General features: G+C 74.0%; 17 protein-coding genes. 12 read left to right on the top strand and 5 right to left on the bottom strand.

From position 1 onward, the window contains the following. Positions 1–558: 558 nt before the first annotated feature. Genes ACH4F6_RS19005 through ACH4F6_RS18985 form a run of 5 tightly spaced genes read left to right on the top strand, consistent with a single transcriptional unit; the run spans position 559 to position 5,242 of the window. Positions 559–2,208 carry a sensor histidine kinase gene (locus ACH4F6_RS19005; RefSeq protein ID WP_397961354.1) on the top strand — a complete coding sequence of 550 codons (1,650 nt, stop codon included), beginning with the start codon at positions 559–561 and terminating at the stop codon, positions 2,206–2,208. Next, positions 2,205–2,612 (top strand): roadblock/LC7 domain-containing protein, encoded by a 408-nt coding sequence (locus ACH4F6_RS19000; RefSeq protein WP_397961353.1) that lies wholly within the window; start codon positions 2,205–2,207, stop codon positions 2,610–2,612. Before ACH4F6_RS19005 ends, ACH4F6_RS19000 begins: the two co-directional genes overlap by 4 nt. Next, positions 2,609–3,004 carry a DUF742 domain-containing protein gene (locus ACH4F6_RS18995; protein ID WP_397961352.1) on the top strand — a complete coding sequence of 132 codons (396 nt, stop codon included), beginning with the start codon at positions 2,609–2,611 and terminating at the stop codon, positions 3,002–3,004. Before ACH4F6_RS19000 ends, ACH4F6_RS18995 begins: the two co-directional genes overlap by 4 nt. Continuing rightward, on the top strand, positions 2,985–3,605 hold the full coding sequence (locus ACH4F6_RS18990; protein WP_397961351.1) for a GTP-binding protein: 621 nt from the start codon (positions 2,985–2,987) through the stop codon (positions 3,603–3,605). Before ACH4F6_RS18995 ends, ACH4F6_RS18990 begins: the two co-directional genes overlap by 20 nt. Positions 3,606–3,658: 53 nt before the next feature. Then, positions 3,659–5,242, top strand: a complete 1,584-nt coding sequence (locus ACH4F6_RS18985) for a cytochrome P450 (protein ID WP_397961350.1) — start codon at positions 3,659–3,661, stop codon at positions 5,240–5,242. Here the strand turns inward: ACH4F6_RS18985 and ACH4F6_RS18980 are convergent. Continuing rightward, positions 5,236–6,189: an RluA family pseudouridine synthase gene (locus ACH4F6_RS18980; protein WP_397961349.1), complete on the bottom strand. Its 954-nt coding sequence runs from the start codon at positions 6,187–6,189 to the stop codon at positions 5,236–5,238. The genes ACH4F6_RS18985 and ACH4F6_RS18980 overlap by 7 nt on opposite strands. A 152-nt stretch (positions 6,190–6,341) precedes the next feature. Here ACH4F6_RS18980 and ACH4F6_RS18975 point away from each other — a divergent pair, with 152 nt between their 5' ends. Beyond that, positions 6,342–6,938, top strand: a complete 597-nt coding sequence (locus ACH4F6_RS18975; RefSeq protein ID WP_397961348.1) for a GNAT family N-acetyltransferase — start codon at positions 6,342–6,344, stop codon at positions 6,936–6,938. Between the two features lie 132 nt (positions 6,939–7,070). On the opposite strand, the gene ACH4F6_RS18970 is transcribed toward ACH4F6_RS18975, so the two are convergent. Further along, positions 7,071–7,916: a siderophore-interacting protein gene (locus ACH4F6_RS18970; protein WP_397961347.1), complete on the bottom strand. Its 846-nt coding sequence runs from the start codon at positions 7,914–7,916 to the stop codon at positions 7,071–7,073. Between the two features lie 77 nt (positions 7,917–7,993). Then, entirely contained in the window at positions 7,994–8,923 is a 930-nt protein-coding gene (locus tag ACH4F6_RS18965) for a 5'-3' exonuclease H3TH domain-containing protein (RefSeq protein ID WP_397961532.1), read from the bottom strand. A gap of 235 nt (positions 8,924–9,158) precedes the next feature. On the opposite strand from ACH4F6_RS18965, the gene ACH4F6_RS18960 reads away from it, so the two are divergent. The 5 genes from ACH4F6_RS18960 (at position 9,159) to ACH4F6_RS18940 (ending at position 14,933) form a co-directional block, all read left to right on the top strand. Further along, a complete protein-coding gene (locus ACH4F6_RS18960) occupies positions 9,159–10,238 on the top strand; it encodes a glycine betaine/L-proline ABC transporter ATP-binding protein (RefSeq protein ID WP_397961346.1) in 1,080 nt (359 codons plus the stop codon). Beyond that, positions 10,231–12,045, top strand: a complete 1,815-nt coding sequence (locus ACH4F6_RS18955) for an ABC transporter permease/substrate binding protein (RefSeq protein WP_397961345.1) — start codon at positions 10,231–10,233, stop codon at positions 12,043–12,045. The genes ACH4F6_RS18960 and ACH4F6_RS18955 overlap by 8 nt, the downstream gene beginning before the upstream one ends. A gap of 450 nt (positions 12,046–12,495) precedes the next feature. Beyond that, positions 12,496–13,062 (top strand): helix-turn-helix domain-containing protein, encoded by a 567-nt coding sequence (locus ACH4F6_RS18950; protein ID WP_397961344.1) that lies wholly within the window; start codon positions 12,496–12,498, stop codon positions 13,060–13,062. Further along, positions 13,062–13,781 (top strand): helical backbone metal receptor, encoded by a 720-nt coding sequence (locus ACH4F6_RS18945; RefSeq protein WP_397961343.1) that lies wholly within the window; start codon positions 13,062–13,064, stop codon positions 13,779–13,781. The genes ACH4F6_RS18950 and ACH4F6_RS18945 overlap by 1 nt, the downstream gene beginning before the upstream one ends. A gap of 201 nt (positions 13,782–13,982) precedes the next feature. Continuing rightward, a complete protein-coding gene (locus ACH4F6_RS18940) occupies positions 13,983–14,933 on the top strand; it encodes a LysR family transcriptional regulator (RefSeq protein ID WP_397961342.1) in 951 nt (316 codons plus the stop codon). A gap of 256 nt (positions 14,934–15,189) precedes the next feature. Here ACH4F6_RS18940 and ACH4F6_RS18935 read toward each other — a convergent pair whose 3' ends face one another. Both ACH4F6_RS18935 and ACH4F6_RS18930 read right to left on the bottom strand, forming a co-directional pair. Then, the gene (locus tag ACH4F6_RS18935) at positions 15,190–15,885 is read right to left on the bottom strand and encodes a gamma-glutamyl-gamma-aminobutyrate hydrolase family protein (RefSeq protein ID WP_397961341.1); all 696 of its coding nucleotides are present in this window, start codon (positions 15,883–15,885) and stop codon (positions 15,190–15,192) included. Positions 15,886–15,943: 58 nt separating this feature from the next. Continuing rightward, the gene (locus ACH4F6_RS18930) at positions 15,944–16,678 is read right to left on the bottom strand and encodes a FadR/GntR family transcriptional regulator (RefSeq protein WP_397961340.1); all 735 of its coding nucleotides are present in this window, start codon (positions 16,676–16,678) and stop codon (positions 15,944–15,946) included. Positions 16,679–16,923: 245 nt separating this feature from the next. Between ACH4F6_RS18930 and ACH4F6_RS18925 the strand changes: the two genes are divergently transcribed. Further along, a complete protein-coding gene (locus ACH4F6_RS18925) occupies positions 16,924–18,285 on the top strand; it encodes a glutamine synthetase family protein (protein WP_397961339.1) in 1,362 nt (453 codons plus the stop codon).

Genomic DNA, 18,285 nt, shown 5'->3' with positions numbered 1-18,285 from the left:
GGCCGGCGCGGGGGGGGGGGGGGGGGGGCCCCCCCCCCCGGGGGGGGGGGGGCCCCCCCCCGGGGGCGCCCCCCCCCCCGGGGGGGGCCCCCCCCGGGGCGGAGCCTCACCCCGTTGCGGCCCTGCGTCCCCGCGTGAGCCGCACTCACCCGGGACACCCCCTGGACGAACGGCGCCCAGGCCGACAGCGCCTCCCTCGGCCGGTGTTCGCGCCGGAGCGCGCGGGCGCCCGTCTTCGTCCGCACCGGATCCGGCCCCCGTGCGGCACCGCGCCCGCGCCGGCGTCCCACGGCAGCCTCGCGCCGCTCGTTTCACCCGTCCCGGTGAGTCACCTCGCACACCCGTACGTCGTTACTCAGTGTGTGCGAACAAATCCTCAGAGTGCGAAACGGTAGAGGCTACTCCCGGCACCGGGCCGGTTTCAGGCGGTCGCCGAACATGACACGGCGATGATCCGGTCGGACTAAGCTCGCCCGCGGCGCACCGGCTTGAGGTGAATTCGTGCGCTTGTTCCCCTTGTACCGAAGATGCCGACACGTCCCTACAGAGGGTGCCCACATGGTGAGTGTTCAGTCCCCACCCGGTCGCCGTGAACCGGCCTTCGCGCGCCTGCTCCTGCTGCCGGCGATACTCATGGCCGCGGTGACCGGAGCCGCCGCCGCCCTCGTCGCGCCGTCGGCGCGGCTCGCCGTCGGCGTCTGCGGAGCCGTCGCCACCCTTCTGGTCACCGCGGCCGGGGGCGCGTCGGTGCACCACGGCCGGCGTCTGGGAGAGGCGCGCGCGGAGAAGGACCGGCGCATCGCCGACCTCGAACGGAGGGTCTGCGCCCACGAGGAGCGCAACCTCGCCGTCGCCCGGTACTTCGTGCCCCGGGCGGTGGAGTGGCTGCGCACCGGCAACTCCCCCAGAGAGGTGATGCTCCACTTCTCCGAGGCCGACCCCGCCTTCGGCGAACTCGACGCCGGCCAGCACCAGGTGATCGAGAAGATCCTCGACATCGTCGACCACGAGGAGGCGCTGCGCGACTCCGCCCAGCGCGCCTTCGTCAGCGTCGCCCGGCGCGTCCAGTCCATCGTCCACCAACAGGCCCGGGAACTGCGGGAGATGGAGGAGGACCACGGACGCAACCCCGAGGTCTTCGACGACCTCCTGCGCATCGACCACGGCAACGCGCTGATCGGCCGCCTCGCGGACACCGTCGCCGTCCTCGGCGGTGGCCGGCCCGCCCGCAACTGGCCCTCGCCGATCCCGCTGTACAGCGTGCTGCGCGGCGCCATGTCCCGGATCCTGGAGTACCGCCGCATCCAGCTGGACTCCATCGCCAAGGTCAACGTCCGCGGCCTGTCCGCCGAGCCGCTCATCCACGCGCTCGCGGAACTCCTCGACAACGCCACTCGCTACTCGCCCCCGCAGAGCAAGGTGCACGTCAACGCCGTCGAGGTGCAGACCGGCATCGCCATCGAGATCGAGGACGCCGGGGTGAGCCTCAGCGAGGAGGCCCGCGCCAGGGTCGAGGGCATGCTGGAGGCGGCCAAGAAGGGCGTCGACGTCCAGGAACTCGGCGGAAGCCCGCGCCTCGGCCTCGCGGTCGTCGGCCGCCTGTGCACGGCGTACGACATGCAGGTGTCGCTGCGCACGTCGGCGTACGGCGGCGTCCGCGCCGTGCTCGTCGTGCCGAGCCGGATGCTCACCACCGATCCGGCCCCCGGCTTCGCCCACGGCATCGGCGCCACCTCCGTGCCCCAGATCGACCTGGCGAGCATCGGGGAGGGCCCCAAACGCCCGCCCAAGAAGCGCCGCCCCACCAACCCGCGCGTCCCGGCCGACGTCTCGCTGGACGACGACGAGGTGCCCGAGGTCACCGAGTGGACCGACAAGGGCCTGCCGCAGCGGCGCAGCAAGGCGACGGTCCCGATCAGCCAGATCTACCGCGAGGCGTACGCCGCGCAGGACGCCGCCGAGGCCGCGGCGCGGGAAGGCAGGCCGGACCCCTTCGCGCAGGCCCGGCCCGAGCCGGAGCCCAAGAAGAAGGGGCTCGAACCCGGAGTGCACTTCGAGGCCTTCTGGGAGGGCCTCAAGAAGGACATGCCCCCGGACGTCCACCCCACCGACTTCCTCCGCAACCCCACCGCATACCTGCACCTGATCGAAGACAAGGCCGAGAACAAGGCCGAGAACGAGGCCGACGACGAGAGGGACCTCACGTGATCCAGCAGCGTGCCAACTTCGACTGGCTGCTCAAGGAGCTCTACGACGGAGTTCCGGGCATCGAGATGATCGTGGTGCTGTCGTCCGACGGACTGCGCATCGCCCGCTACGCCGGCGACCCCGACGCCGCGGACCGGGTCGCCGCCGCCTGCGCCGGACTGCAGAGCCTGGCGAACGCCGTAGCCCAGGAGTTCCACTCCAGCGACGGCGAGATGAAACTGGTCGTCATCGAGCTGAACGACGGCTACTTCTACATGATGTCGGCCGGCGCCAACGCCTACCTCGCCGTGCTCGCCGACGTGCGCTGCGAGGCGGGCCGGATGAGCGGCATGATGCGCGACCTCGTCGTGCGCATCGGCGCCCATCTGACCTCCCCGCCCCGGCGGCACGGGCAGAACGCATGACGCCTCCGCGACGCCGGCGGCGCGACCCCCTGCCGGAACCGCCTTCACCCCCCTCCGAGGAGGGGAAGGAGAAGGAGCTGGAACGGCTGTACGTCATCTCGGGCGCGGACGGCGATCGCGCCCCCCTCGACCTGGTCACGCTGGTGGTGGCGCACGCCGAACCACCCTCCTCCGCGACGCCGGAGCAGTCGGCGGTGCTGCGGATGTGCCGGGCCCCGCTGTCGGTGGCCGAGGTGTCCGCCTACCTCGGCCTGCCGTTCAGCGTGGTGACCGTGCTGCTCACCGAGATGCTGGCCGCCGACCTCGTACAGGCACGCGCTCCGATCGTCCGGCAGAAGGTGCCCGACCGTTCCCTCCTCGAAGCGGTGATGCATGGACTTCAACGGCTCTGACACGATTCCCGGCCCACGGGCCGAGGACCACCTGCCGCACACCATCACGGCGGCAGCCAAGATCGTCATCGTGGGCGGCTTCGGCGTCGGCAAGACGACCATGGTCGGTTCGGTCAGCGAGATCAGACCGCTGACCACCGAGGAGACCATGACCCAGGCCGGCGTCGGCGTCGACGACAACTACGGCTCCGAGACGAAGACCGCCACCACCGTGGCGATGGACTTCGGCCGCATCCGGATCACGGACCAGATGGTGCTCTACCTCTTCGGCACGCCGGGCCAGGAACGCTTCTGGTTCCTGTGGAACGGCCTGTTCGAAGGCGCGCTGGGCGCGGTCGTCCTGGTCGACACCCGCCGTCTCGAGGTCAGCTTCGAGGTCATGGGGCGGCTGGAGGAACGCGGCGTGCCCTTCGTGGTCGCCGTCAACACCTTCCCCGACGGCCCCCGCTACCCCCTCGAGGACCTGCGCTCCGCCCTCGACCTGCCGCCCGAGGTCCCGATCGTCGAGTGCGACGTGCGGCGCCGGGCCTCCAGCCGGGACGTGCTGATGACGCTGATGCGCTTCCTGCACGCCCTGGCGCTCAGCCGCAGCCTCACCTGACCCAGCCCACACCCCCCGACACCCGATTCCCCACCGTCTCGGAGCGACCCCCTGTGACGCCTGAACATCCCACGACGACCGGACCGCACGACCTCGCCGTCGAGCCGCCGCCCGGCTGCCCCGCGCACGGCCGCGGCCCCGGCGGACTGCGGCGGCTCTACGGCCCCGGCGCGGAGGATCTGGACGACCTCTACGAGGAACTGCGCGAAGAGCACGGTCCCGTCGCGCCGGCGCTCCTCCACGACGACGTACCGATCTGGGTGGTCCTCGGCCACGCCGAGAACCTGTACATGGTGCGCACGCCCTCCCGGTTCACTCGGGACAGCCGCACCTGGACCCCGCTGCGGGAGGGCATGGTCCAGCCCGACCACCCGCTGATGCCGCACATCGCCTGGCAGCCGATCTGCTCCCACGCCGAGGGCGACGAGCACAAGCGGCTGCGCGACGCGGTCACCGCCGCCATGGCGACCATCGACGACCGCCAACTGCGCCGGTACATCTACCGGTCCAGCCAGCGCGTGGTCAACTCCTTCTGCGAGGAGGGCCGGGCCGACCTGGTCGGCCAGTTCGCCGAACACCTCCCGATGGCCGTGATGTGCCACGTCCTCGGCATGCCGGAGGAGTACGACGACCGGATGGTCCACGCCGCCCGCGACGCGCTCAAGGGCACCGAGACCGCCATCGCCAGCCACACCTACGTCATGGAGGCCCTCAGCCGGCTCACCGCCCGCCGCCGCGCCCAGCCCGTCGAGGACTTCGCCAGCCACCTCGTCACCGATCCGGCCGGACTGACCGACGACGAGGTGCGCGAACACCTGCGGCTCGTCCTCTTCGCCGCCTACGAGGCCACGGTCAACCTGCTGTCCAACGCGCTGCGCATGGTCCTCACCGACCCGAACTTCGTCGCCCGGCTCAACGGCGGGCAGATGACGGTGGCCCAGGCGGTCGAGCAGTCCCTGTGGGACGAGCCGCCGTTCAGCGCCGTCCTCGGCTACTTCGCCAAGCAGGACACGGAACTGGGCGGACAGCGCATCCGCAAGGGCGACGGCCTCCTGTTCGCGCCCGCACCGGGCAACGTCGACCCCAGGGTGCGCCCCGACCTGTCCGCGAGCATGATGGGCAACCGCTCCCACCTCGCCTTCGGGGGCGGCCCGCACGAGTGCCCCGGCCAGGACATCGGCCGCGCCATCGCCGACGTCGGCGTCGACGCACTGCTGATGCGGCTGCCGGACGTCCAGCTCGACTGCGACGAGGAGGACCTGCGCTGGACGACGTCGATCGCCTCGCGGCACCTGGTGGCGCTGCCGGCCCGGTTCGAGCCCAGGCCCCAGCAGGACATCGTCGTCAAGCCGAGCCACAGTCCGGTGCCCCCGCAGCGCCCGGCCATGGCGATCACGCACGCGCCGCGGCCGGCGCCCGCCGTCGCGGACACGGCCGCCGGGACGCCGCCCGCCCGGGGGACGGCCGCGCCCGCGCCGGTCACCGCCGGATCCACGGCCGCCGCGTCGCCCGCCGCCGAGCCCGGGCCCCGGCCGGCGGTCACCTCCCGCTCCGGGCCGGCCCCGGCGCCGGCCGGGGCGCCGGCCCGCAGGCCCGGCGCCTGGCGGCGCTTCCTGGCCTGGTGCCGCGGCTACTGACCACCCGCCCAGTCGTCGTACGACGACCAGGCGCCCAAGGTCCGCCCGCTGCGCAGCCGGTGGGCCGCCCCCGTCACCGGATCGGTGAACTCCAGTTCCCGCGCCAGCAGTTGCAGCGGGCGCCGGAAGTCACCGGCCGGGACGGGGCCGGCCACCTCGGGGTAGAGGGGGTCGCCGAGGATCGGGACGCCGAGCGCCGCCATGTGCACCCGCAGCTGATGGGTCTGGCCGGTCCGGGGGGTCAGCCGGTAGCGGGCGAGACCGTCCGGCCGGTGGGCGAGCAGCTCGACGCGGCTGACCGCGTTCGGCTCGCCCGGCACCTCACGGGCGGTCAGGCTCCCGCGCTCCTTCACGATCCGGCTGCGCACCGTCACCGGCAGCGCGAGCGCGGGGTCGTACGGCGCGACGGCCTCGTACCCCTTGCGCACCCGCCGGTCGCGGAACAGGGTCTGGTAGGCGCCGCGCTCCTCGGGGCGCACGGTGAACAGCACCAGCCCCGCGGTGAGCCGGTCGAGGCGGTGCGCGGCGCCCAGCGCGGGCAGGTCCAGCTCGCGCCGCAGCCGGGCCAGTGCCGTCTCGGCGACGTGGCTGCCGCGGGGCGTCGTGGCGAGGAAGTGGGGCTTGTCGGCGACCACGATGTGGTCGTCCCGGTACACGACCTCCAGCGGGAACGGCACCGGCTCCTCGGGCGCCCGCTCCCGGTGGAACCACACGAACATCCCCGGCCGGTAGGCCGCGTCCGGCGCCACCGCCCGCCCGTCGGCCGCGACGATCCGCCCCGCGGCGAACATCCCTTCCACGAGATCGGCCCGTGCCGCGCCGAACCGCTCCAGGAGGTGCTCCCGCACGGTCGCCCAGTTCCCCTCGCCCGGCAGCCGCACCCGCACCGGGTCGACCCCGTCACGCTGCGGCAGGGGCGAGGGCGGGGGAGGGGTGCGGCGTCTCATCGGGATCAAGGGTACGGCGGGGGCGGTGGGGGCCGGTCGGGCGTCGGGCGGGCGGGGAGGCGGGGCCGGTCAGCGGTACCGCGGGGGCGGGCGCTCTCGCCCCGGCGCGAAAACCGTTGGACGCCCCGGACCGGGTTGGCAAGATGTCGATCATGCCCTTCCTCACCCAGCCGGTCCTGCCCGCCGGAACCCTCTCCCGTACTCCGCAGCCCGTCCTCCCCACGAGGGACGGGCTGGTCCTGCGCCCCTGGCGGGACGACGACGCGCCCGCCGTCCACGCGGCCTTCCAGGATCCGCTGATCCACCAGTGGCACATCCGGGCCGCCGACTCCGTGGAGGAGGTCGCCGGCTGGATCGAGGAGTGGCGGGCCGCCTGGAGCGAGGAGCACGGGGCCCAGTGGGCCGTCACCGACGCGGGGACCGACGTGCCGCTGGGGCGGGTGGCGCTGCGGGACGTGCGGCTCGGCGACGGGGTCGCGGAGATCGCCTACTGGACGACGGCGGCGGCCCGCGGCCGGGGCGTGGCCGCGCGCGCCACGAGCGCCCTCGCCCACTGGGCGTTCGAGGAGATCGGTTTCCACCGCCTGGAGCTGACGCACGCCGTCGCCAACCGGGCTTCCTGCCGCGTCGCCGCCAAGGCCGGCTTCGAGCTGGAAGGCACCAAGCGCAGCGCCCTGCTGCACCCGGACGGCTGGCACGACATGCATCTGCACGCGCGCGTGCGGGACGGGCGGCGTCCGGCACGGTGACCGGGGGCCGGGGCGGCCGCCGCGCCCCGGGGACGATCACGCGCACCCGCCGCGGCACCGCCGTGACAGGGGGCCGGCGGCCAGGACGGCCGAGCCCGTCGAGCAGCCGGCCAGGAGGGCCGGGCCGCCGGGTCAGACGGCCGGCGCCGTGCCCTCCTGCTCCGCCTCCACGCGCGCGTTCCACTCCCGCTTGGAGGCCTGCCAGCCGTCCTCGTTGTGGCCGAGCCGCCAGTAGCCGGAGATCGACAGGTCCTCGCGCGGCACCTGCCGCTCCACGCGCAGCAGCCGGCGCAGCTCCTTCACGGCCGCGGCCTCGCCGTGCACGAACGCGTGCAGACGGCCCTCGGGGAACTCCAGCGCCCGGACGGCCTCGACGAGCCGCTCGCCGACGGGCCGGTCGCCGCGGTGCAGCCAGACGACCTCCACATCGGAGTCGATCTTCTGCTCCTCCTCGGGGCCGGCGACCTCGACGAAGGCGTGCGCCACGGCGCCGGCGGGCAGCGACTCCAGCGCGGCCGCGATCGCGGGCAGGGCGCTCTCGTCACCGGCCAGCAGGTGCCAGTCGGCGGCGGTGTCGGGGGCGTAGGCGCCGCCGGGTCCCATGAAGTGGATGGTCTCGCCGGGCCGGACGCGCGCCGCCCACGGTCCGGCCAGGCCCTCGTCGCCGTGCAGGACGAAGTCCAGCGTCAGCTCGCGGTGTTCGGCGTCCCAGTGGCGCACCGTGTACGTCCGGGTCACGGGCCACTGCTCACGGGGGAACTCGGCCCGCACGCGCTCCAGGTCGAAGGGCTCGGGATAGGTGACGCCCTCGGCGCCGAACAGCAGCTTCACGTAGTGGTCGGTGCAGGTGCCGGCGGTGAAGTCGGCCAGCCCTTCCCCGCCGAGGACCACGCGCTGCATGTGCGGGGTGAGCCGTTCGGTGCGGACGACCCGCGCGGAATGGGGCTTCCTCGGCTTCCGTGCCGGACGTTCTGCCATGACGGCCTCCCAGGTTCCTTCAGTTAGGGTTACCTAAGTTAGCATCCCTGTCGTTCGGGTGCCCCGGAAGGCGTCGCTCATACGGCGAGCGTGGTCAGCAGCCGCCGCAGCGATCCGCCGAGTCCCCAGCGCTCCGCCAGTGCCTCCAGCGCCTGCGGGTCCTTCGGCGCGCGCGGAAGCGTGGTGTCCACCTCGGGCAGCGGCACGTCGTCGGCGACCCGGACCACCTTCGGCGCGACGGCGAGGTACGGCCGCGCCTCGGTGAGGCGCTTGCGCTGCGTCGGTGTGAGCCTCGCCCGCGGGTCGTCGACCGCCGCCGTGATCCCGGCCAGGTCGCCGAACTGGGCCAGCAGCTTGGCCGCGGTCTTCTCCCCGATGCCGGGCACGCCCGGCAGGCCGTCGCTCGGATCGCCGCGCAGCAGCGCCAGATCCGCGTACCCGCGGCCGTCGACCCCGTACTTCTCCCGCAGCCAGGCCTCGTCCGTGGCCTGGAGCGTGCCGACGCCCTTGATCGGGTACAGCACCCGCACCCCGCGCGCGTCGTCCACCAGCTGGTACAGGTCGCGGTCGCCGGTGACGATGTCCACCGGGCCCCGCGCCCGCCCGGTGAACGTGCCGATCACGTCGTCCGCCTCGTACCCGGCCACCCCCACGCGCGCGATGCCCAGGGCGTCCAGCACGGCCTCGATGACCGGCACCTGGGGCGAGAGCGTGTCGGGGACCTCCTCCTCGTCCGGGCCGGCCTCGTGCGCCTCGGCGACCCGGTGCGCCTTGTAGGAGGGGATCAGGTCGACCCGCCACTTCGGCCGCCAGTCGGCGTCCATGCACGCGACCAGTTCCTCGGGCCGGTGGTCCTTGACCAGGCGGTCGACGAAGTCCAGCAGACCGCGCACGGCGTTCACCGGTGTGCCGTCCGGCGCCCTCACGGAGTCCGGGACGCCGAAGTAGGCGCGGAAATACAGGGAGGCGGTGTCGAGGAGCATCAGTCGTCCGGTCACGCCACGCATCATGCCGCACGAGGGCCGCGCCCGGGCGCCGGTGTGCGCCGCCGTCGCAGTCGCGAAGCGTCTGTGACCTGGCCCACTCCGGTGTTTGGCCTGAGGGGGCTTGGGCAGGCGCGGCCTCGGAGCGGCGCCCGTTGCAGTTTCAACTGTTAACGGGGTCCGGGAGGTTCGGCCTCCCGGCGGGGTCCTGGCGGTCCTCGGCGCCCTCCGTCCCCGTCCCCGATGCGAGAAGGTATGTGTGTCCTCCAGGCTTGAGGCAGAGCACCTCTTCAAGGTGTTCGGCAGACGACCGGACGAGGCGGTCGAGCGGCTCCGCGGCGGAACCGACCGGGAGGAGCTGCGCGCCGACGGCACCACCGCCGCCGTGATCGACGCCTCCTTCACCGTGGACCCGGGCCAGATCTTCGTTGTCATGGGCCTGTCCGGTTCCGGCAAGTCCACCCTGCTGCGCATGCTCAACGGACTGCTGGAGCCCACCTCGGGCCGGGTGCTCTTCGACGGCCAGGACCTGACCGCACTCGGCGACCGCGAGCTGCGCGAGGTCCGCGCCGGGAGGATCAGCATGGTCTTCCAGCACTTCGCGCTCTTCCCGCACCGCAGCGTGCTCGACAACGCCGCCTACGGCCTCGCCGTCCAGGGCGTCCCCCGCGCCGAGCGCGAGGAGCGGGCCGCCGAGGCCCTCCGGCTGTGCGGCCTGGCCGGCTGGGAGACGTCCTGGCCGGACGAGCTGTCCGGCGGCATGCAGCAGCGCGTGGGCCTCGCCCGCGCCCTGGCCACCGACGCCGGCCTGCTGCTGATGGACGAGTCCTTCAGCGCGCTGGACCCGCTGATCCGCCGTGACATGCAGGACCAGCTGCTCACGCTCCAGCAGACGCTGAAGAAGACCATCGTCTTCATCACCCACGATCTCAACGAGGCCATGCGCCTGGGCGACCGCGTCGCCGTCATGCGGGACGGCCGCATCGTGCAGACCGGCACCGCCGAGGACATCCTCGTGCGTCCCTGCGACGACTACGTGGCCTCGTTCACCCGGGACGTCGACCGCTCGCGCGTCCTGACCGCGTCCGCCGTCATGGACACCGGCGTCCGCGGCGACGAGGCCGAGTGCGGCTGCGAGACCGCGACCCCCGACACGCCGTTCACCGAGCTGTGCGCGCTCAGCGCCCGCATGACGCACCCGGTCGCCGTCCGGGACGGCGACCGGCTCGTCGGAGTGGTCCCGAGGCGGCGCCTCGTCGGCTTCCTGGGCGAACAGCAGGGGGCGCCCGTGCCCTGCGACCGCCCCCGTGACGAGGGGAAGGTGACCGCCCGTGCCTAGGTTCCACCTCGGTGACCGGGTCGACTCCGGTGTCGACTGGCTCGTCGCGCACCTGTCGTGGCTCTTCGACGCGGTCAAGGCGGTCGTCGAAGGCATGTACGACGTCCTCGACGCCGTCCTCACCGCCCCCGAGCCCCTGGTGCTCGCGGGCATCCTCGCGGTGCTCGCCTGGTGGCTGCGCGGCCTGGCCGCGGGCGTCCTCGGCTTCGCCGGGTTCGCCCTCGTCGACTCCCTCGACCTGTGGGAGGAGGCGATGTCCACGCTGTCCCTGGTGCTCGTCGCCACGGTGATCGCCCTGGCGATCTCCGTTCCGCTGGGCATCTGGGCCGCCCGCTCCAGGACCGTCGGCGCGGCCCTCAGGCCCGTCCTGGACCTGCTCCAGACGATGCCGTCGATGGTGCTGCTGATCCCGGCGATCCTGTTCTTCGGCATGGGCGTGCCGGCCGGCGTCGTGGCGACCCTGATCTTCGCCCTGGCGCCCGGCGTGCGCATGACCGAACTCGGCATCCGCCAGGTGGACGAGGAACTCGTCGAGGCCGCCGAGGCCTTCGGCACGACCCCCCGCGACACCCTCCTGCGGGTCCAGCTGCCGCTCGCGCTGCCGACGATCATGGCGGGCGTCAACCAGGTCATCATGCTGGGCCTGTCGATGGTCGTCATCGCCGGCATGGTCGGCACCGGCGGCCTCGGCGGCGCCGTCAACGAGGCCATCGGCCGGCTCGACATCGGCCTCGGCTTCGAGGCCGGCCTCGGCATCGTCGTCCTCGCGATCTACCTGGACCGGATGACCGGCGCCCTGGGCGCCCGGCTCTCCCCGCTCGGCCGGCGCGCCGCCGCCAAGGCCCGCACGACGATGTGGACGTACCGCCCGCGCGCGGCGGTGGCCGTGGTCGGCGTGGTCGTCCTCGCCCTCGTCGCCGGCGGCATGGGCGTCTTCGGCCCGAAGCCCGGCACCGCCGAGGCCTCCGCCACCGACGTCGGCAAGGGCGAGGAGATCACCATCGGCTACATCCCGTGGGACGAGGGCATCGCCTCCACCTACCTGTGGAAGGAGCTGCTGGAGGAACGCGGCTTCGACGTGAGGACCACCCAGTACGCCGTCGGCCCCCTCTACACCGGACTGGCCACCGGCCGGATCGACTTCCAGACCGACTCCTGGCTGCCCACCACCCACGCGGAGTACCGGTCGAAGTACGGCGACCGGCTCGACGACCTCGGCCGCTGGTACGGCCCCACCTCCCTGGAGCTCACCGTCCCGGCGTACATGAAGGACGTGAATTCCCTGGCGGACCTCAAGGGCAGGTCCGCGGAGTTCGGCGGCCGGATCACCGGCATCGAGCCCAGCGCCGGAATGATGGGCCTGCTCGAGGACGAGGTGCTCCCGCGGTACGGCCTCGACGGCGACTACGAGGTCGTCGACGGCTCCACCCCCGCGATGCTCGCCGAGCTCGAGCGCGCGTACGCCGCGAAGGAACCGATCGTGGTCACCCTCTGGTCGCCGCACTGGGTGTACAGCGAGTACGACCTCAAGAAGCTGAAGGACCCCCGGGGCGCCTGGGGCGAGGGCGACGGCGTGCACACCCTCTCCCGCAAGGGCTTCGCCGCCGACCACCCCGAGGTCGGCGAGTGGCTCCGGGACTTCTCGATGACCGAGGAGCAGCTCACCGGCCTGGAGGCGCAGATCCAGAAGGCCGGCGAGGGCCGGGAGCAGGAGGCCGTCCGCACCTGGCTGAAGGACAACCCGGGTCTGCTCGACCGGTGGGCGCCGGTGGCCGGCGAGGGGGAGAAGAGCAGGGCGGCCGGGTGACCTGACACCCCCGTGACCGCCCGGCGAGGGGCGGGTCCCGCCATACGTGCCGCAGACGTACGGCGGGACCCGCCCCTCGAGCCGTCCCGCACGGCAAGGATCCGGACAACCACGCAGAGCGAGGCCCACGCCCCGGCCCGGGCATGTGCCGCCGGGGGATGCCGGGCGCCCGACCAGCCCGGACCGGAACCGGACCCGGACGGGAACACCGCCGCCCGCCCGCGCATTGAAGGGAAGAACACGAGCGGCCGTCCGCGCGCCGTGATCCCCTGGGGATGACCGACTGGCGCGAACTGTGAGGTCGCGTGTGACGCCGCATGTCCTCGATGTGACGGGCACATGAAACGGTTTGCCGAACATGCGTAGGGTGCAGAGAACTCAGCAGAGGACGTGTGCCCGCAGCGGGGCACTCGGTAGGCGCGGCGACGAGCGAAGGAGGGAGCCGGAGCGATGGGCGACCACAAAGAGCAGCCCCTCCGGGTGGGCGCGGCCGTCCGGCGGCGGCGCCGGTCCCTGGAGCTCACCCTCGCCGTCGTGGCCGAGCGCAGCGGCCTGTCGGTGCCGTTCCTGAGCCAGATCGAGAACGACCGGGCCCGGCCCAGCACCAGTTCCCTGGAGAAGGTGGCCGACGCCCTGCGCACCACGGCCGTCGAACTCCTCGCCGCCGCCGACCCGGCGTGCAGCGTCGACGTCGTCCGCGCCGAGCTCGTCGAGCCCGGCCCCGAGCCGCGCTCCCGTTCCCTCGTGCGCGGTCACCACCAGATGCACGCCTCGGAGTTCACCGGCGACCACGAGGCGGGCCGGGAGTTCCAGTACCGCAACGACCAGCTGATGTACGTCGCCGACGGCGCCGTCGAGATCGAGGCGGAGGGCCGCGCCTACCGCCTCGGCCGCGGCGACACGCTCTACCTCACCGGCGGGGTGCGGCACCGCTGGCGGGCGACCGTCCCGGACACGCGGATAGTCGTCGTCGCGGTCGCGGAGCACATCGAGGCGGTCCGGGACCGCGGTCGGTAGTGCGCGTCGTCTCGCTGGTGCCGTCGCTCACCGAGGCGGTGGCCGTGTCCGTGCCCGGCGTCCTGGCCGGCGCCACCGACTGGTGCACCCACCCGGCGGCCCTCGACGTCGTCCGGGTGGGCGGCACCAAGAACCCGAGGACCGACCGGATCGTCGCCCTCGCCCCCGACCTGGTGATCGCCAACGAGGAGGAGAACCGGGAGCCCGACCTGGCGGCCCTGCGCGCGGCGGGCGTCGAGGTGCTGGTGACCGAGGTGCGGGACGTGCCGCAGGCCTTCCGGGAACTGGACCGCGTGCTGCGGGCGTGCGGTGCGCGCTCGCGCCCGCGGTGGCTGGACGCTGCGGAGGAGGCCTGGACGGCGCCGGTGCGCCGCGAGCCCCGCGGGCGGGCGGTCGTACCGGTCTGGCGCCGCCCCTGGACGGTGCTCGGCCGGGACACCTTCGCGGGGGACGTCCTGGCCCGCCTGGGCGTCGACCACGTCCACGCGGCGCACGAGGACCGCTACCCGAGGATCCCGCTCGCCGAGCTGCGGGCGGCCGCGCCGGACCTGGTGGTCCTGCCCGACGAGCCCTACCGCTTCACCCGCGACGACGGCCCCGAGGCCTTCCCCGGCCTGCCCTGCGCGCTGGTCAGCGGACGGCACCTGACGTGGTACGGGCCGTCGCTCGCCGAGGCGCCGCGGGTGCTGGGCGCTGCGCTGCGCGCAGCTCATCCGTGACGAGCCCGCGCGGGGCGCGCGCCGCGACGACCGCCGGGCGGCGACGAGGACGACGCACGGCCCGGCCGCGAGCACCTCGCGGGCGACGAGTCCGTCCCGCGACCGCGACCGCGACCGCGACCGTGACCGGTCCGTCCCGTGACCGCGCTCGGTCCGTCCCCGACCGGGGAGTATGCCGCCATTGAGGCATAAGCTGGTCTTATGACCAGTGGGGAGCGGGAGACCTTCGCGAAGGAGCCGGCCCGCCCGTCGGACGTGACGGGCTCGATCGCGCACCGGGTCCCGGACCTCGGCGCGCTGGAACTGCTGCTCGCGGTGGCGAGGCTGGGCAGCCTCGGCGGGGCGGCCCGCGAGATGGGCATCACCCAGCCGGCGGCCAGCAGCCGGATCCGCTCCATGGAACGCCGGCTGGGCGTGGCCCTCGTCGACCGGTCGCCGCGCGGCTCCCGGCTCACCGACGCCGGGGCCCTGGTCACCGACTGGGCGCGGCGGATCGTCGAGGCGGCACAGGCCTTCGACGCGGGCGCGCAGGCGCTGCGGGACCGACGGGACTCGCGTCTGCGGGTCGCGGCGAGCATGACCATCGCCGAGTACCTGCTGCCCGGCTGGCTGCTCGCCCTGCGCGCGGAGCGGCCGGACACGGCGGTGTCGCTGCTGGCGGGCAACTCGGCGGCGGTGGCGGAGCGGCTGCTGTCGGGGGAGGCGGACCTGGGCTTCGTGGAGGGGCTGACCGTGCCGTCGGGGCTCGACTCGGCGGTCATCGCCCGCGACCGCCTGATCGTCGTCGCCGCGCCCGCCCATCCGTGGACCCGGCGTCGTCGTCCGCTGTCCGGGCAGGAGCTGGCGTCGACGCCGTTGATCCTCCGCGAGGAGGGGTCGGGGACCCGTCAGGTGCTCGACGCGGCGCTGGGGGGTCTCGCCCGTCCGCTGATCGAGCTGTCCTCGACGACCGCGGTGAAGGCGGCGGCGGTGAGCGGGGCCGGGCCGTCGGTGCTGAGCGAGCTGGCGGTGGGGGAGGAGCTGGCGACGCGGCGGCTGGTGAGCGTGCCGGTGGAGGGGGTGCGGCTGGCGCGGGCCCTCAGGGCGGTGTGGCCGACGGGGCACCGGCCGACGGGGCCGGCGCGGGAGCTCCTGTCGTTGACACGGGGGTAGGGGCGGGAGTGTCCTGCCGCCGGAGGCGCCTCGCCCCGCCGTCCCCGCCCCGCCCCGCTCTCGGCTTCGCTCGCGCGGGGGAACCCCGTCGTCTGCGGGGCCGCCGCGCCCGGACCCCCGCCGGCCCCGGACGGGCCTCGTCCTCGGACTCCCCGGACGGGCCGGGTCGAGGGGCCGCGTCCTCGGGCGCCGGAGGGGCCGGATCGGGCGGCCGCGCCCCCGGACCGGCCCGACGGCGCTCCCGGACCCGCCGAGTTCATCCCCCCGCGGCCCGCACCAGCCCCCGCATCACCCGCAGGTCCTCGTCCATCTCCGGATGCCACTGCACCCCCAGCACCCAGCCCCCGGACGCCAGCTCCACCGCCTCCACCGTCCCGTCGGCCGCGTGCGCCGACGGGACCAGGCCGGTGCCGAGGCGGTCCACGGCCTGGTGGTGGAAGGTCGGCACCGACATCTCCTCCGGGACGAGGCCGGCGTACAGCGTGCCCGGCACCGGCTTGACCGGGTGCCGGCCGAAGACGCCCACGGTCTCCGCGTGCCCGTCGAGGTGCTGGACCAGCGTCCCGCCGAGGGCGACGTTCAGCAGCTGCATGCCCCGGCAGATCCCCAGCAGCGGGATGCCGGCGGCGGACGCCGCCGCGGCCAGCGCGAGTTCCCACGCGTCCCGCTCCCGTGACGGCGGACCCGTCCGGGGGTCCCGCTCGGCGCCGTAGCGGACCGGCTCGACGTCCGGGCCGCCCGCGATCACCAGGCCGTCCAGCCGGGCCACGGTCGCCGCCGCGTGCTCGGGCGCGTCCGGCGGCAGCATCGCGACCAGGCCGCCCGCCCGCTGCACGAGCCGTGGATACCCGACCGGCAGCAGTGCCGCGTCCAGTTGCCACGTGTTCCACCGGGCCCCGGTCTCCAGATACGTGGTGACGCCGATCAGCGGCCTGCCCGTGCCGTTCGCCATACCCCTGTTCTCCCGCCCTCGAATGGACTCGACCCGGACCATTGAACAAGCCCGCCGGTCACGCCAGGAACCCCCTGAGCAACGCCGCCGTGCCCGCGCAGTGCTCCCGCATCGTCTCCCGCGCCCCCTCGGCGTCGCCGTCGAGCACCGCCTCCACCAGGGCCGCGTGCTGGCGCTGCGAGTGCTCCAGGTTGCGGACGAGCAGCGGGATGCAGTCCAGGAGGTCGTTCACCGTCGCGCGGACCGCCGCGTACCGGGTCGCCAGCGACGGCGAGCCGCACAGCTCGGCCAGGGTCAGGTGGAGCAGCGTGTCCTGCCGGCGGTAGTCGGTCAGCGGCGCGTCCCGGGTGCGGGCGAGCGCCTCGCGCAGCCGCGCCGCCTGCTCGGCGGTGAGCCCGTGGGCGGCGCACAGGCCCGCGGCGCCGACCTCGAGCACCTCCCGGAAACGCAGCACGTCCTCGATGTCGACCTCGGCAACGCGCCGCCGCAGCTCGTCCTCGCCGCCCGCGTCCGTGCGCGGCAGCACGAACGTTCCGCCGTACCGGCCCCGGCGGGCTTCCACCAGGCCCTGCTCCTGGAGCACCTTCAGCACCTCGCGCAGCGTGACCCGGCTGATCCCCAGCCGCTCCGCCAGGTCCCGCTCGGCCGGCAGCCGCTCCCCGCCCGGCACCAGGCCCAGCCGTACGACCTGGAGGATCTGTTCCAGCGCCTCCTCGAAGCCGTTCCCGGCCCGTACCGGCCGCAGCACCGGCGTCAACCGGTCGTCCGCACCGCCGTCGGCGTCCACCGGCATCCGGTCGCGCCCCCTTCCCAAGCAATGGTTCTCCGCAATACCTTATGGCTCCCGGCCGCCCGACGAACCCCGCACGAACCTCGTACAGTCCGCCCCCCGCCCCCGTACGGTTCGCACCTCCCCACCCGTCCCGGTCCGCACCCCCACCCCGCCCGTCCCCCGGCACCGCCGACCCGCCCCCCGGCGCGGCGCGCCCGCACGAGCCCCACCACCGCAGAGCCGAGGAAGCCCGAGGAGGCCCTCCCGTGGCAGACCGCACACCCCCGCTCGCCGTCGAGGAGCTGCACGCCCTCGTCGCGGGCGGTGAGATCGACACCGTCGTCCTGGCCTTCCCCGACATGCAGGGGCGCCTCCAGGGCAAGCGGTTCGCCGCCCGCTTCTTCCTCGACGAGGTACTCCACCACGGCACCGAGGGCTGCAACTACCTCCTCGCCGTCGACACCGAGATGAACACCGTCGACGGATACGCGATGTCCTCCTGGGACCGGGGCTACGGCGACTTCGCCATGCGACCCGACGTCACGACCCTGCGCCGCGTGCCCTGGCACCCCGGCACGGCCCTGCTCCTCGCCGACCTCGCCTGGGAGGACGGCTCCCCGGTCGTCGCCGCCCCCCGCCAGATCCTCCGCCGCCAGCTGGAACGCCTCGCCGGGCACGGGCTCACCGCCCAGGTCGGCACCGAGCTGGAGTTCATCGTCTTCAAGGACACCTACGAGCAGGCCTGGGACGCCCACTACCGGGGACTCACCCCGGCCAACCAGTACAACGTCGACTACTCCATCCTCGGCACCGGCCGCGTCGAACCCCTGCTGCGCCGCCTGCGCAACGAGATGGCCGGCGCCGGCCTGACCGTCGAGTCCGCCAAGGGCGAGTGCAACCCCGGCCAGCACGAGATCGCCTTCCGCTACGACGAGGCCCTGGTCACCTGCGACCAGCACGCCCTCTACAAGACCGGTGCCAAGGAGATCGCCGCCCAGGAGGGCTGCTCCCTCACCTTCATGGCCAAGTACAACGAGCGCGAGGGCAACTCCTGCCACATCCACCTCTCGCTCACGGACGCCGACGGCCGCAGCGCCTTCGCCGCCGAGGACGGCGGGATGACCGACACCATGCGCCACTTCCTCGCCGGCCAGCTCGCCGCCCTGCGCGACTTCTCCCTCCTCTACGCCCCCCACATCAACTCCTACAAGCGGTTCCAGCGGGGCTCCTTCGCCCCGACGGCCGTCGCCTGGGGCCACGACAACCGCACCTGCGCCCTGCGCGTCGTCGGCCACGGCCGCTCCCTGCGCTTCGAGAACCGGCTGCCCGGCGGCGACGTCAACCCGCACCTCGCCGTCGCCGGACTGGTCGCCGCCGGCCTGTACGGCGTCGAGCAGCGGCTGGAGCTGCCCGAGCCCTGCACCGGCAACGCCTACGCCGCCGGCCACGAGCACGTCCCGACCACCCTGCGCGAGGCCGCCGAGCTGTGGGAGACCAGCCCGATCGCCGAGGCCGCCTTCGGCGACGAGGTCGTCGCGCACTACCGCAACATGGCCCGCGTCGAGCTGGAGGCCTTCGACGCCGCGGTCACCGACTGGGAGCTGCGCCGCTCCTTCGAACGCATGTGA

This window comes from Streptomyces sp. NPDC017936 (genome assembly GCF_044328485.1).
Lineage (GTDB): Bacteria > Actinomycetota > Actinomycetes > Streptomycetales > Streptomycetaceae > Streptomyces.
The sequence above is the reverse complement of the archived record's forward strand: the minus strand, read 5'-3'. Positions and strand labels throughout refer to the sequence as shown.

Bases quoted from the DNA above. Each gene is read 5' to 3' on its own strand.
- ACH4F6_RS19005 (WP_397961354.1), top strand. From the start codon at position 559: ATGGTGAGTGTTCAGTCCCCACCCGGTCGCCGTGAACCGGCCTTCGCG.
- ACH4F6_RS18995 (WP_397961352.1), top strand. From the start codon at position 2,609: ATGACGCCTCCGCGACGCCGGCGGCGCGACCCCCTGCCGGAACCGCCT.
- ACH4F6_RS18990 (WP_397961351.1), top strand. From the start codon at position 2,985: ATGGACTTCAACGGCTCTGACACGATTCCCGGCCCACGGGCCGAGGAC.
- ACH4F6_RS18980 (WP_397961349.1), bottom strand. From the start codon at position 6,189: ATGAGACGCCGCACCCCTCCCCCGCCCTCGCCCCTGCCGCAGCGTGAC.
- ACH4F6_RS18975 (WP_397961348.1), top strand. From the start codon at position 6,342: ATGCCCTTCCTCACCCAGCCGGTCCTGCCCGCCGGAACCCTCTCCCGT.
- ACH4F6_RS18970 (WP_397961347.1), bottom strand. From the start codon at position 7,916: ATGGCAGAACGTCCGGCACGGAAGCCGAGGAAGCCCCATTCCGCGCGG.
- ACH4F6_RS18965 (WP_397961532.1), bottom strand. From the start codon at position 8,923: ATGCGTGGCGTGACCGGACGACTGATGCTCCTCGACACCGCCTCCCTG.
- ACH4F6_RS18950 (WP_397961344.1), top strand. From the start codon at position 12,496: ATGGGCGACCACAAAGAGCAGCCCCTCCGGGTGGGCGCGGCCGTCCGG.
- ACH4F6_RS18940 (WP_397961342.1), top strand. From the start codon at position 13,983: ATGACCAGTGGGGAGCGGGAGACCTTCGCGAAGGAGCCGGCCCGCCCG.
- ACH4F6_RS18935 (WP_397961341.1), bottom strand. From the start codon at position 15,885: ATGGCGAACGGCACGGGCAGGCCGCTGATCGGCGTCACCACGTATCTG.
- ACH4F6_RS18930 (WP_397961340.1), bottom strand. From the start codon at position 16,678: ATGCCGGTGGACGCCGACGGCGGTGCGGACGACCGGTTGACGCCGGTG.